Origin of the sequence: Streptomyces sp. NBC_01689, from assembly GCF_036250675.1 — a bacterium.
In the GTDB taxonomy this organism is placed as follows: domain Bacteria; phylum Actinomycetota; class Actinomycetes; order Streptomycetales; family Streptomycetaceae; genus Streptomyces.
The window spans coordinates 7,957,546-7,970,294 of record NZ_CP109592.1; the positions used below are offsets into that span (position 1 = coordinate 7,957,546).

A 12,749-nucleotide genomic window follows, 5' to 3' on the forward strand; every position below is an offset into this window, starting at 1 on the left:
AACCGGGGGGCCGCCCGCTCCCGTGTCCGGCCCGCGCGCGTGCAGCGCCTACGCTGGCCGGATGCAGGACGAGTACCGCACCGTGGCCCGCGCGGGTGTGCACGAGACCGAGATCAACCGCTCCCGCTTCCTGTGCGCCCTCGCCCCGGCGGCCACCGGGCGGGAGGCCCAGGACTTCGTCGCGGAGGTCCGCAGGCGGCACCCGGACGCCACCCACAACTGCTACGCGTACGTCATCGGAGCCGACGCCGCCGTCCAGCGGGCGAGCGACGACGGGGAACCGGGCGGCACCGCGGGCGTCCCCATGCTGCAGATGCTGCTGCGCCGCGACATGCGGTACGTCGTCGCCGTCGTCACCCGCTACTACGGCGGGGTCAAGCTCGGCGCGGGCGGCCTGATCAGGGCGTACGGCGGCTCGGTGGGCGAGGCCCTGGACGCGCTCGGCACCCTGACCCGCAGACGCTTCCGGCTGGCCACGGTCACCGTGGACCACCAGCGCGCGGGCAAGGTCCAGAACGACCTGCGCGCCACCGGACGCGCGGTGCGCGACGTGCGCTACGGCGAGGCGGTCACGATCGAGATCGGACTGCCGGACGCCGACGTGGCGGCGTTCCGGGCCTGGCTCGCGGACGCGACGGCCGGGACGGCCGGGTTCGAACTGGGCGGAGAGGCGTACGGGGACGCGTAGGCGGGTGGCACGGGCCGATACGGGAGTACCCGCCCGTGATGTCCGACCCGCCCGTTAGTCTCGGGGATCATGAGGCTTCTGCACACGTCCGACTGGCACCTCGGCCGGGCATTCCACCGGGTGACGATGCTCGGCGCCCAGGCCGAGTTCATCGGCCATCTCGTCACGACCGTGCGCGAGCGCGCCGTCGACGCGGTGGTCGTGTCCGGGGACGTGTACGACCGGGCGGTCCCGCCGCTGGCCGCCGTCGAGCTCTTCGACGACGCCCTGCACCGGCTGGCCGACCTCGGGGTGCCCACGGTGATGATCTCCGGGAACCACGACTCCGCGCGCCGGCTCGGCGTGGGGGCCGGGCTCATCGGGCGGGCCGGCATCCACCTGCGGACCGAACCCTCGGCCTCCGGCACGCCCGTGGTCCTCGCCGACGCCCACGGCGACGTCGCCCTCTACGGCCTGCCGTATCTCGAACCGGCCCTGGTGAAGGACGAGTTCGCGGTGGACAGGGCCGGACACGAGACCGTGCTCGCCGCCGCCATGGACCGGGTCCGCGCCGACCTCGCCGGCCGTCCGCCGGGCACCCGGTCCGTCGTCCTCGCGCACGCCTTCGTCACCGGAGGGGCGGCCAGCGACAGCGAGCGGGACATCACCGTCGGCGGAGTCGCCGCGGTGCCCGCCGCGGTCTTCGACGGAGTGGACTACGTGGCACTGGGGCACCTGCACGGCAGCCAGACCATCACCGAGCGGGTCCGCTACTCCGGCTCCCCGCTGCCCTACTCCTTCTCCGAGGCCGACCACCGCAAGAGCATGTGGCTGGTGGACCTGGGCCCGGACGGCTCGATCGCCGCCGAGCGTGTCGACTGCCCCGTGCCCCGGGCGCTCGCCCGCCTGCGGGGGCGGCTGGAGGAGCTGCTCGCCGACCCGGGGCTGGCGCGGCACGAGGAGGCGTGGGTCGAGGCCACCCTCACCGATCCGGTCCGTCCGGCCGAGCCGATGGCCCGGCTGACCGAGCGCTTCCCGCACACCCTCAGCCTGGTCTTCGAGCCCGAGCGGGCACCCGAGGACCCGGACGTCTCGTACGCGCGGCGGCTGGCGGGCCGCAGCGAACAGCAGATCGCCGAGGACTTCGTGGCCCATGTGCGGGGCACGGGTCCCGACCCGCGGGAACAGGCCGTGCTGCGGGACGCGTTCGACGCCGTCCACGCCGACGAGGCCGTACGGGAGGTCTCCCGGTGACCCCGCCACCGCGCGGGCCCGGTGCCGCCACCGGCGGGACCGCCCGCACCGGCGGGACCGCCCGCGGCCGCGAGGACGGCACCCATGGAGAGATCTTCGGCCGGGGCGGTGCGTACGGACACGGCGTCGGCGGGGACCGGTTCGACGACAGCGAGGGGGGCCGATGAGGCTGCACCGTCTGGACATCACCGCCTTCGGGCCCTTCGGGACGACCCAGCGGGTCGACTTCGACGAGCTGTCGGCCGGCGGACTCTTCCTGCTGCACGGACCGACGGGCGCGGGGAAGACGTCCGTCCTCGACGCCGTCTGCTACGCGCTGTACGGGGCGGTCCCGGGCGCCCGGCAGAGCGGCCAGGGGCTCACCCTGCGCAGCGACCACGCGGCCCCCGCCACCCGCACGGAGATCCGTCTCGAACTCACCGTCGCCGGACGCAGGCTGGAGGTCACCCGCCAGCCACCCTGGGCCCGTCCGAAGAAGCGCGGCACCGGCACGACCACCGAGAAGGCCCAGACCTGGCTGCGCGAGTACGAGGCGTCCGCGGGCTCCTGGAAGGACCTCAGCCGCTCCCACCAGGAGATCGGCGAGGAGATCACCCAGCTGCTCGGGATGAGCCGCGAGCAGTTCTGCCAGGTCGTCCTGCTGCCCCAGGGCGACTTCGCCCGCTTCCTGCGGGCCGACGCCGAGGCGCGCGGCAGGCTCCTCGGCCGCCTCTTCGACACCCACCGCTTCGCCGAGGTCGAGAAGCGCCTCACCGAGCGCCGGCGGGCCGCCGAGAGCGAGGTGCGCGACGGGGACGCCGCCCTGCTCGCCGACGCCCACCGCATGCAGCAGGCCGCCGGGGACATCGCCGAGATGCCGCTGCCCGGCCTCGCACCCGGTGACCCGGGTCTCGCCGAGGACGTCCTCGCCTGGGCGGCGGTCGCCCGCGCCACGGCCCGCGAGCGGCTGACCCTCGCGCACGGCGCGGTCTCGGCCGCCGAGTCGGCCCAGGCCGCCGCCGACCTCGAACTCGACGACGTACGGGAAGTGGCCCGCCTGCAGCGCAGGTTCACCGAGGCGCGGGAGCGTGCCGCGCGCCTGGAGGAGCGCTCGGACTCCCACCACGAGACACAGACCCGCATGGACCGGGGCCGCAAGGCGGAGGCGGTGGCACCCGCCCTCGACCTGCGTGACGCGGCCGAGGCCGAGCACCGCCGTGCGACCACCGCCGAGGCCCACGCGCGTGCCGCCCTCCCGGCGTCCTTCGCCGATGCCGGGGCGGCCGGGCTCGCGGCCGACGCGCGCAGGACGGCCGAGGAGCTGGGCGGCCTCGCCTCGGCCCGCCGCGCCGAGGCGAGGCTCGGTGAACTCACCGAGGAGCGCTCCGGCCTGGACCGACAGGAGCGCGCCGACGAGGACGTCCTGCAGGACGCCGAGAGCTGGCTCGCCACCTGGGAGACCACCCGCACCGGACTCCAGGCGCGCATCGAGACCGCGCAGGAGGCCGCGGGCCAGGCCGAGCGGCTGGCCGTACGACGCGAACCCGCCCGGGCGAGACTGCGGGCCGCCCGTGAGCGCGACCAGTTCGCCAAGGACACCGACGACGCCCAGAAGCAGGCTCTCGCCTCCCGCGCCCATGCGACGGACACCCGTGCCCGCTGGCTCGACCTCAAGGAGGAGCGGCTCAAGGGGATCGCGGCGGAACTCGCCGCCGCGCTCGTCGACGGCGAGCCCTGCGCGGTCTGCGGCGGCACCGAACACCCCGCGCCCGCGCGGAAGATCGCCGGCCATGTCGACCGTGAGGCGGAGGAGCGGGCCCTCGCGGTCCACCAGCGGGCCGACGAGAAGGCGGCCGAGGACGAACGACGGCTCGGTGTCGTCCGCGAGGCGCTCGCCGCCGCCACCGCCGAGGCGGGCGACACCCCGACCGGCCGACTCGCCGAGGAGGAGGCCGACTTGGAGCGCGAGCACGGTGAGGCCCGCGCCGCGGCTTCCGGACTGCACGCCGCCCGCGAGCGGCTCGCCCAGGCCGAGCTCGAACACGGACGGCGGGTCGCGGCCCGGCAGAAGGCCGAACTGCGGGTCGCGTCCCGCGTCGCCCACCGCGACACCCTCGACCGTGAACGAGCGCTGCTGGAAAAGGAGTTGGCGCAGGCCCGGGGCGCCGCGGAGAGCGTCGCCGCGCGCGCCGCGCAGCTGGAGCGGCGGGCCGCCCTGCTCACGGAGGCCGCGGACGCGGTCCGTACGGCCGAGGACGCCGCGCAGCGGCTCAAGGACGCCGACGCCCGGCTGGCCGACGCGGCCTTCCGGGCCGGGTTCTCCACACCGCAGGAGGCGGCCGCCGCGCTGCTCGACGACGCGGCCCACCGTGACCTTCAACGACGCCTGGACGCCTGGCAGTCGGAGGAGGCCGCGGTCCGCGCCGTGCTCGCCGAGGCCGACACGACCGCCGCGGCCCGGCGGCCGGCAGTCGACCCGCGGGCGGCCGAACAGGCCGCCGAGTCCGCCGCCCGGCGGCTGCGGGACGCCGCCTCCGCACAGGACGCCGCCGCCCGCCGCTGTGCCGAGCTGGACCGGCTCTCCGCGCGCGCGACCGCGTCCGTACGCCGGCTGGGACCGCTGCGCGAGGAGTACGACCGGGTGGCGCGCATGGCGGGCCTGGCGGCGGGCACCTCGGCGGAGAACGAACGCAGGATGCGCCTGGAGTCGTACGTCCTCGCCGCCCGCCTGGAGCAGGTCGCCGCCGCCGCGACCGCACGTCTGCAGCGCATGTCGTCCGGGCGTTACACCCTCGTCCACTCCGACGACCGCGCGGGCCGCGGCCGCAGCGGGCTCGGGCTGCACGTCGTGGACGCCTGGACCGGCCGGGAACGGGACACCGCGACGCTCTCCGGCGGCGAGACGTTCTTCGCCTCGCTCGCGCTGGCCCTCGGCCTCGCGGACGTCGTCACGGACGAGGCCGGAGGCGTGCGGCTCGACACGCTCTTCATCGACGAGGGCTTCGGCAGCCTCGACGACCAGACCCTCGACGAGGTCCTCGACGTGCTCGACTCGCTGCGGGAACGGGACCGCAGCGTCGGCATCGTCAGCCATGTCGCCGACCTGCGGCGCCGCGTCCACGCCCAGCTGGAGGTCGTGAAGGGGAGAACGGGATCGGTCGTACGGCAGCGGGGCGTCCAGGACTGACACGGGGGCGTCCCGCGGGATCCGGGAACGGGGTGTCCCGTGCGTCCTGGGCGGGGTGGGGCGTGCGGGGCCGGGACGACGGGTCAGTGACCCAGGGGGCGCCGGGGGAGCGGTGAGGAGTAGACGACGCTCGTCGTCACCGAGCCCAGCGTGCCGATCCTGCCCGAGAGTTCCTCGAGATGGCTCATCGAGCGGGCCGCGACCTTGAGGACGAAGCAGTCGTCGCCGGTGACGTGATGGGCCTCCAGGATCTGGGGTGTCGCGTCGACGAGGTCGTGAAACGGTTTGTAGTTGCCGTTCGGGTACCGCAGACGGACGAAGGCGAGGATCGGCAGGCCGATGTTCTCCGGGGCGACGACGGCCGCGTACCCCTGGATGACGCCCGCCTCCTCCAGCCGCCGTACCCGCTCCGTCACCGCGCTCGCGGACATCGAGACGGCACGGGCCAGCTCGGCGAAGCTGGCTCTTCCCTCACGCTGGAGGACGTCCAGGATGAGCCAGTCGGTGGCGTCCGGTGAATACGTGGTCATGAGCGAGGAATAGCAGGGGAATCCCCGGCGGATCAAGCGGGAGGCCGTGGATCGCCCCTTCAGGAGCGGGATCGCCGCCCTTAGGTTTTCAGCCATGACATCTCAGATCCCCGTGACGAACCCGGTGCTGCGGGTCGCTCCGGCCTCACCGGCCGCGGCCGTCGCCCACTTCGGCGCGAGCCTCGCCTTCCACGCCGACGTGTCCGACGTCGCCGCCGCCCTCGCGGCGGCCGAGGACCCCGGATTCGTCGTCCTCGACTCCCGCTCCACCCCGGCGTGGGACCAGGGGCACGTGCCCGGCGCGATCCATCTGCCGACCGCCCTCGTCAGCGAGCAGGCCGGGCAGCTCCTCGACAGATCCGTGCCGGTCGTCACCTACTGCTGGGGGCCCGGCTGCAACGGCGCCACCCGTGCCGCCCTCGCCCTCGCCCGACTCGGCTTCCAGGTCAAGGAGATGCTCGGCGGCTTCGAGTACTGGGTGCGCGAGGGCTTCGAGTTCGAGACCTGGGAGGGGCGCGAGCGCCGTGGGCCCGACCCGTTGACAGTCCCGGTGGGCGCGGAGGACTGCGGCTGCTGAACGGGGCCGGCTCCGGACGGCCGCACGGCGGCACGGCCCCGGAACGGGCCGTGGGGCAGGGCGACGTGGGAGCGGTCGGGGCAGGCGCAGGACGCGCGTTGCACCGCGTCCCCCCTCGCGGGGAGAACCGCCGACGGCGGCCGGGCCCCGGCGGCGGCCCCGGGCGCAGGGCGCGAGCCCGCGTCGCCTGGGTCCGTGTCACGGTGGTCCCGTGTCGCCGTGGGGCCGTCCGTGCCGTGGAGGGGCCGTGCCCGGCTGCCGTCGGTGGCGGTCAGAGCCGGGACAACTCGTCCACCAGGTCGTCCAGACCCAGCGAGCCCTGTGACAGGGCCGCCATGTGCCACGCCTTGGCGTCGAAACCGTCGCCGTGACGCCGCCGCGCGTTCGCCCGGCCCTGCAGCCAGGCCCGCTCACCGAGCTTGTAGCCGATGGCCTGACCGGGGATCGAGAGATAGCGGGTCAGCTCGCTCTCGACGAAGTCCGCGGGGCGGCTGCTGTGCGCGCCGAAGAACTCCTGGGCCAGCTCGGGCGTCCAGCGCTCACCGGGGTGGAACGGCGAGTCCGCCGGGATCTCCAGCTCCAGGTGCATACCGATGTCGACGATCACCCGCGCCGCACGCATCATCTGCGCGTCCAGATAGCCGAGGCGCTGCTCCGCGTCCGCGAGGAAGCCCAGCTCGTCCATCAGCCGCTCCGCGTAGAGCGCCCAGCCCTCGCAGTTGGCGCTCACGATGCCCACGGTCGCCTGGTAGCGCGACAGGTCCTCGACGACGTGCACCCACTGCGCGAGCTGGAGGTGGTGGCCGGGGACGCCCTCGTGGTACCAGGTCGAGACGAGGTCGTACACCGGGAACCTGGTCTGCCCCATGGTGGGCAGCCAGGTCTGGCCGGGCCGGGAGAAGTCCGACGACGGCGCGGTGTAGTACGGAGCGGCGGCGCCGCCGGGCGGAGCGATCCGGGACTCCACCTTCCGTACCGGCTCGGCGAGTTCGAAGTGCGTGCCGTCCAGGGCGTCGATCGCCTGGTCCATCAGGCCCTGCAGCCACCGCTGGACCTCGTCGACACCCTCGATGTGCTTGCCGTGCTCGTCCAGGTGCGCGAGCACCACCCAGGGCGACTCGGCGCCGGGCAGGATCTTCTCGGCCTCGGTCCGCATCTCGGCGAGCAGACGGTGGTACTCGGCCCAGCCGTACGCGTACGCCTCGTCGAGATCGAGATCCGTACCGTTGAAGTAGCGGGCCCAGCGCGCGTACCGCTCCCGGCCCACCGTGTTCGGCGCACCCTGGATGGTGGGCGCGTACACGTCGCGCATCCAGTCGCGCAGTTCCACCAGGGACCGGGTGGCCGACCGCGCGGCGGTGTCCAGTTCTTCGCGCAGGGAGTCGGGGCCCGCGGTGACGAAGTCCTCGAACCAGGGCCGGCCGTGCTCGTCCGGGGCGGACCACTCGGTGAGCTGGTCGACGAAGGTCGCGGTGGGACGTGGACCCGCGTAGAGCTTGCGCTCCAGCCCCAGGGCCAGCGACTCGCGGTATCCCGCCAGCGCGGTCGGCACGGCGCGCAGCCGCTCGGCGATCGCTGCCCAGTCCTTGTCGGTCGCGGTCGGCGCGATGCTGAAGACCTGCCGGACCGCGTGCGCGGCGGTGTGCATGTTGCCGACCGCGCGCAGCCCCTCCTCGGCGTCGTGGACGGCCAGTTCGGCGGTCAGCCGTTCACGCAGCAGGCGTGCGCAGCGGCGCTCGATGTCGCTGTCCGCGCCCGGCCGCCGTTCCGCCTCGTCGAGGCGGGCGAGGGTCGCCCGGGCGAGCCCGGCGAGAGCCTGCTGGCCCGCGGGCGAGGGATCCGGGAGCAGGCCGGCGCTCTCCTTCACTCCGAGGTACGTACCGAGGACCGGGTCGAGGGCGATGAGTTCGTCGACGTACGTGTCGGCGACCTCGCGGGGCAGCGGGTTCTTCGTCTCTGACATGCCGACATCCTCATACGGGAACCGGTGCCACGTCAGCCCGTCACCACGCGGTTCTGGCCCGCATCAGCCCGATTTCGCTGTGGGCGTCGCGGCCGGGCCGGCGGGCGGCAGGAGCGGACCGCAGTCCCACTGCTGGAAGATCAACCGGGTCTCCACGCGGGCGACTTCCCGCTGGGAGGTGAACTCGTCGAGGACCAGCCGCTGCAGGTCGGCCATGTCCGCGACCGCGACCTGGACGAGGTAGTCGTCGGGGCCGGTGAGATGGAAGACCGTCCGGGACTCCGGCAGTGCCCTGATCCGGTCCACGAACGGGCCCACCAGCTCCCTGCGGTGCGGCCTGACCTGTACGGACAGCAGGGCCTCCAGGCCCCGGCCGAGCTTCGCCGGATCGAGCCGCAGCTGGTGGCCGAGGATGACGCCCGCGCGACGCAGCCGCGTCACCCGGTCCAGGCAGGTCGAGGGCGCGACGCCGACCTGCGCGGCGAGGTCGCGGTAGGTCGTCCGGGCGTCGTTCTGCAGCAGTCGCAGCAGATGAAGATCCACCGGATCGAGTACGACAGAATCGGCCATGGCCCGAACGTAACACGGGTTCTGGCGCTATGACCCCGGTCGGTGTTCAGGCTGTTGTGCATGGACTTCGGCGGAGATGACATGGACGCGGGCAGGCGCGGCACGGACGGCACCGAGGTCGGCGCCGACACCGGGCTCGACTCCGGGCGTGGGGGGACGAATCCGGTCGGGAGCGGGCCGGACGCCGGGACCACCGACACCGGTGCGGGGCTCACGGGGGTCTCCGGCACCAGGGGCGTCGGCGGCGTCACCGGCACCGGACCGACCGGAACCACGGCAGCCGTGGACACCACCGGCACCACCAGCACCGTGGGCACCCCCGGCACCGGAATTTCCCATCCGCGGCGTGGCACCCGCGGCCGTACCCGCGCTCTGGCCACCGAGGCCGTGCACGCGGGGCGGGAGGATCTCGCCCGGAGCGGGCTGCACGCCGCGCCGATCGACCTCTCGACCACCTATCCCTCGTACGACAGCCGGGGCGAGGCCGCCCGCATCGACGCGTTCGCGGCCGACGGCGCCGAACCGGAGGGTCCGCCGGTCTACGGCCGCCTCGGCAACCCGACCGTCGCGCGCTTCGAGACCGCCCTCGCCCGGCTCGAAGGGACCGAGAGCGCGGTCGCGTTCGCCAGCGGCATGGCGGCCCTGAGCGCCGTACTGCTCGTCCGCAACGCGATGGGCCTGCGTCATGTCGTCGCCGTGCGCCCGCTGTACGGATGCAGCGACCACCTCCTCACGGCGGGACTGCTCGGCTCGGAGGTGACCTGGGTCGACCCCGCGGGCATCGAGGACGCGCTGCGCCCCGACACCGGACTCGTCATGGTCGAGTCACCGGCCAATCCGACGCTCGCCGAGATCGACCTGCGCGCCGTCGCGCACGCCTGCGGCTCCGTACCGCTCCTCGCCGACAACACCTTCGCCACGCCGGTGCTGCAACGGCCCGCCGAGCGGGGGGCCCGGCTGGTGCTGCACAGCGCCACCAAGTACCTGGGCGGGCACGGGGACGTCATGGCCGGAGTGGTCGCGTGCGACGAGGAGTTCGCCGGACGGCTGCGCCAGGTGCGGTTCGCCACCGGTGGCGTCCTGCATCCGCTGGCCGGGTATCTGCTGCTGCGGGGGCTGTCGACCCTGCCGGTACGGGTCCGGGCCGCGTCCGCGAGCGCCGCCGAACTCGCCGGCCGGCTCGCCGCGGACCCGCGCGTCACCCGGGTCCACTACCCGCGGATCGGCGGCGCCATGATCGCCTTCGAGGTGGCCGGGGACCCGCACGAGGTCATCGCCGGGGTCCGGCTGATCACCCCCGCGGTCAGTCTCGGCAGCGTCGACAGCCTGATCCAGCACCCGGCGTCCATCAGTCACCGCATCGTCGCCGAGGGGGACCGGCACGGCGCGGGCGTGAGCGATCGCCTGCTGCGGATGTCGGTGGGCCTGGAGGACGTCGACGACCTGTGGGCCGACCTGGACGCGGCCCTGGGATATGCGACCGCCGGGCGCGCGGCGGAGGGCGGGGGCCTCAACCTGCGTGAGGAGCACGCGGGTTCGGCCGCCGGCTGACGGGGGAGACGGCCGGGCGAGGGGGAAATCGGCCGGCGAGGGGGGACGGGGGAGGAGGGGGAATCGGGGAGGCCCCGGGCGAGGTCGCCCGGGGCCTCCCCTTACGGCTGAGCGCGGAGCGCGAGCGCGGCGGTGCCGGCCTAGGGCCGGACCTGTTCCTGGCCCCGGACGTACGGGAGCGGGGGCGTCGCGGGCGGCGTGTTCAGGCGCGCCGTGATCACCAGGGTGCCCTCCTCGATCTGGTAGTCGAGAGGGAGCCCGAGGCTCCGCATCGCGGCGACCATTCCGGTGTTGGAGGCCTGCGTGACGGCGTACACGCTCGCGCACCCCGCCTCGACCGCCATCGCCACCAGTCGGACGAGGAGCTCGCCTCCGACACCGCGCCGCTGCCAGTCGTCCTCCACGAGCAGGGCGATCTCGGTCTCGTCACCGTCCCAGAGGAGGTGGCCGAGCCCGACCATGCGCCCGGACGACGTCCGGACGGCGAGGGTCCGGCCGAAGCGCGGGCTGAGCAGGTGGTTCAGATAGCGGTCCGCGTCCCCGACCGGCCCGTGGTACCGCATGGTCAGCGTGCGCGACGAGCAGCGCTCGTGCATCGCCTTCGCCGCCGCCAGGTCCGACACGTCCGCGCGGCGGACGGTGATCTCGTTGCCCTCCGGCAGGGTCAGCAGGTCCTGGCCCGGGGGGATGCGCGGGCCCAGCCGCGCGTCCAGCTCGACGAGCGCGCGCGCCCGGGCGAACTCGGTCGGCGTGAACGGCAAATACGGTCGCTCCACCGTGATCACCCCACCCTCCGGTGTGCGCAGCCGCATCACCGTGTCCTCCAGCGCTCCCTCGACCGGCGCACCCTCTTCCGCCCGGCCCGATCCAGGAGACCTGGCGGGCAGCGAACGAATGGTGCACCGACCGAGCAACTGCCGGAGGGCCAGCGGAAGTTCCGCCGCGTCCAGAGCGGTTCGGGTGGCCAGGGCGAGGACGCGGGTGGGCGCGTCCACCAGATCGTGGGCGTCGGCCCGCTCGATCCAGGTGCCGGAGCCCCCCGCCCCGGAGACCGCGCGGGTGATCTCGGACGCCGCCAGCTCCGCGGGCGCGCGCAGCAGGAACTCGTCCACGGTGCCTTCCGCGAGCGGGTGCGTCTGCAGGCTGAGGATGTCGACCCGGTGGTGCGCCAGCGCCGTGCACAGCGCGGCCAGCGAACCGGGCCGGTCCTTGACCGTCGTCCGCATCCGCCACAGCACCGTCACCCCGGCGGCGGGCTCCGGCGCCGCGTCGGACTGCCGGGGGCCCTCGGTGTGCCCCGTGTCCCCTGTGTTTCCTGTGTCTCCCTCTCCGGTCCTCCTGGCCTCATCGGTCTTCGTGGTCCGCCCGGACCGGCGCCGTGCGGCGCCGGTCCGGGCACCGGTATGGTCCGGCGGCGGCGCGTGACCGTGGCGGCGTGCCCACCAGGTGTGGAATCCGGCCGTGGCGACCAGCAGGGCGGCCGAGATCACCAGCAGCACGGGCCCGTCGGGGCCGTGCCCGATCAGGTTGGCGACGCCGTCCGCGACCGTGACGGCCGTGAACAGCGCGGCGAGTTCCACGACGTCCCGCCGCCAGTGGTGGACCGGACGACCGTGCCTCGCACGGGTCACATCAGACATGTCTGGAGTCATGGAGCCACTGTGAAGGAGTGGTGTTGCGTGATCACGAACGGTCTGTGACTGATCGGTAAAGTGTCCTTCTATCCCTTTTGTAGTTCTTTTTGCGGTTGTTTTGCCTCCTTCGGAGCGCCGGAGTTACGCGCCTGGTCAGATCCCCGGCGTCAGGGTCGGCGCCGTCCGCGGTCGACGAGCCCGTGTCACCACTTTGGACGAGCCGCTTCGGTCAGCCGTCTGCGCGGGGTGGACGAGATCACCGGGCGCCCCGGAGCGCACGGCGGAGTCCGCGGGGACGGCCGGCAGGTCCCCAGCCCCCGTGAGGCCGTACCGCCGGTGCCCGCGGCGGCGAGATCGGCCGGCACAGTGGGGCGGCGGCGAGATCGGCCGGCAGCAATGGGAGCGCGCCGCCGAGCACCGCGAGGAGTCAGGCCGCCGCGACCTGAGGTCACGTCAGAAAGCCTGCGACGAAACGTGGATGGCCCGCGACACCGATCAGGACCCGACGGCGCGCGCGCTCACGCGGGCGCGCACCGGGGGATGACTCCGGTGCGCGACCCGACACGTCGAGGGTACGGGAGTTCGCAGGGGGGCGGGCTACTGGCCGACACGACCCGGCTGGAGCACCTGGGTGAACAGCACGGTTCCGTCCTGCTCCCGCAGACGCACCGTCAACTCCCCGCTGCCGCCGTCGATGTCGACCTCCCCGAAGAACTGGTAGCCCTCGGCCGGCGACACGTCGGCGGCCGTCGGCGCCTTGACGAAGACCCGGTCGGGACCGAAGGTGCCGTCGAGCGCGCCGCAGCGCGTACGGAAACCGTGAGTGAGCAACTGCCC

At 74.1% G+C, this 12,749-nt stretch carries 10 protein-coding genes and 1 pseudogene; 6 read left to right on the top strand and 5 right to left on the bottom strand.

The window, feature by feature from the left end:
* Positions 1–61: 61 nt before the first annotated feature.
* The 4 genes from OG776_RS34140 to OG776_RS34155 all read left to right on the top strand — a co-directional run bounded on the left by OG776_RS34140 (position 62) and on the right by OG776_RS34155 (position 5,087).
* On the top strand, positions 62–688 hold the full coding sequence (locus OG776_RS34140; RefSeq protein WP_148007978.1) for a YigZ family protein: 627 nt from the start codon (positions 62–64) through the stop codon (positions 686–688).
* A 69-nt stretch (positions 689–757) separates the two neighbouring features.
* A complete protein-coding gene (locus OG776_RS34145; RefSeq protein ID WP_148007979.1) occupies positions 758–1,921 on the top strand; it encodes an exonuclease SbcCD subunit D in 1,164 nt (387 codons plus the stop codon).
* Positions 1,918–2,088, top strand: coding sequence for a hypothetical protein (locus OG776_RS34150; protein WP_329323049.1), 171 nt, complete (start codon positions 1,918–1,920; stop codon positions 2,086–2,088). The genes OG776_RS34145 and OG776_RS34150 overlap by 4 nt, the downstream gene beginning before the upstream one ends.
* Positions 2,085–5,087 (top strand): SMC family ATPase, encoded by a 3,003-nt coding sequence (locus tag OG776_RS34155; protein ID WP_329323050.1) that lies wholly within the window; start codon positions 2,085–2,087, stop codon positions 5,085–5,087. Before OG776_RS34150 ends, OG776_RS34155 begins: the two co-directional genes overlap by 4 nt.
* An 83-nt stretch (positions 5,088–5,170) precedes the next feature.
* On the opposite strand, the gene OG776_RS34160 is transcribed toward OG776_RS34155, so the two are convergent.
* A complete protein-coding gene (locus tag OG776_RS34160) occupies positions 5,171–5,617 on the bottom strand; it encodes an Lrp/AsnC family transcriptional regulator (protein ID WP_148007981.1) in 447 nt (148 codons plus the stop codon).
* Between the two features lie 94 nt (positions 5,618–5,711).
* Here OG776_RS34160 and OG776_RS34165 point away from each other — a divergent pair, with 94 nt between their 5' ends.
* Positions 5,712–6,194 carry a rhodanese-like domain-containing protein gene (locus OG776_RS34165; RefSeq protein ID WP_329323052.1) on the top strand — a complete coding sequence of 161 codons (483 nt, stop codon included), beginning with the start codon at positions 5,712–5,714 and terminating at the stop codon, positions 6,192–6,194.
* Between the two features lie 271 nt (positions 6,195–6,465).
* Here the strand turns inward: OG776_RS34165 and OG776_RS34170 are convergent, their stop codons facing one another.
* Positions 6,466–8,157 (bottom strand): DUF885 domain-containing protein, encoded by a 1,692-nt coding sequence (locus OG776_RS34170; protein WP_329323053.1) that lies wholly within the window; start codon positions 8,155–8,157, stop codon positions 6,466–6,468.
* A gap of 63 nt (positions 8,158–8,220) precedes the next feature.
* Positions 8,221–8,727, bottom strand: a complete 507-nt coding sequence (locus tag OG776_RS34175) for an Lrp/AsnC family transcriptional regulator (RefSeq protein WP_148007984.1) — start codon at positions 8,725–8,727, stop codon at positions 8,221–8,223.
* A 60-nt stretch (positions 8,728–8,787) separates the two neighbouring features.
* On the opposite strand from OG776_RS34175, the gene OG776_RS34180 reads away from it, so the two are divergent.
* Complete coding sequence (locus tag OG776_RS34180; RefSeq protein WP_329323054.1) at positions 8,788–10,278, top strand: trans-sulfuration enzyme family protein; 1,491 nt, start codon at positions 8,788–8,790, stop codon at positions 10,276–10,278.
* Positions 10,279–10,418: 140 nt separating this feature from the next.
* On the opposite strand, the gene OG776_RS34185 is transcribed toward OG776_RS34180, so the two are convergent.
* Together OG776_RS34185 and OG776_RS34190 are read right to left on the bottom strand one after the other, a co-directional pair.
* Positions 10,419–11,930 (bottom strand): GNAT family N-acetyltransferase, encoded by a 1,512-nt coding sequence (locus OG776_RS34185; protein WP_329326575.1) that lies wholly within the window; start codon positions 11,928–11,930, stop codon positions 10,419–10,421.
* A gap of 579 nt (positions 11,931–12,509) precedes the next feature.
* Positions 12,510–12,710, bottom strand: a pseudogene (locus OG776_RS34190) (alkaline phosphatase D family protein); the annotation flags it as partial.
* Between the last annotated feature and the right edge of the window lie 39 nt (positions 12,711–12,749).

Bases quoted from the DNA above. Each gene is read 5' to 3' on its own strand.
- OG776_RS34140 (WP_148007978.1), top strand. From the start codon at position 62: ATGCAGGACGAGTACCGCACCGTGGCCCGCGCGGGTGTGCACGAGACC.
- OG776_RS34145 (WP_148007979.1), top strand. From the start codon at position 758: ATGAGGCTTCTGCACACGTCCGACTGGCACCTCGGCCGGGCATTCCAC.
- OG776_RS34155 (WP_329323050.1), top strand. From the start codon at position 2,085: ATGAGGCTGCACCGTCTGGACATCACCGCCTTCGGGCCCTTCGGGACG.
- OG776_RS34160 (WP_148007981.1), bottom strand. From the start codon at position 5,617: ATGACCACGTATTCACCGGACGCCACCGACTGGCTCATCCTGGACGTC.
- OG776_RS34165 (WP_329323052.1), top strand. From the start codon at position 5,712: ATGACATCTCAGATCCCCGTGACGAACCCGGTGCTGCGGGTCGCTCCG.
- OG776_RS34170 (WP_329323053.1), bottom strand. From the start codon at position 8,157: ATGTCAGAGACGAAGAACCCGCTGCCCCGCGAGGTCGCCGACACGTAC.
- OG776_RS34175 (WP_148007984.1), bottom strand. From the start codon at position 8,727: ATGGCCGATTCTGTCGTACTCGATCCGGTGGATCTTCATCTGCTGCGA.
- OG776_RS34180 (WP_329323054.1), top strand. From the start codon at position 8,788: ATGGACTTCGGCGGAGATGACATGGACGCGGGCAGGCGCGGCACGGAC.
- OG776_RS34185 (WP_329326575.1), bottom strand. From the start codon at position 11,930: ATGACTCCAGACATGTCTGATGTGACCCGTGCGAGGCACGGTCGTCCG.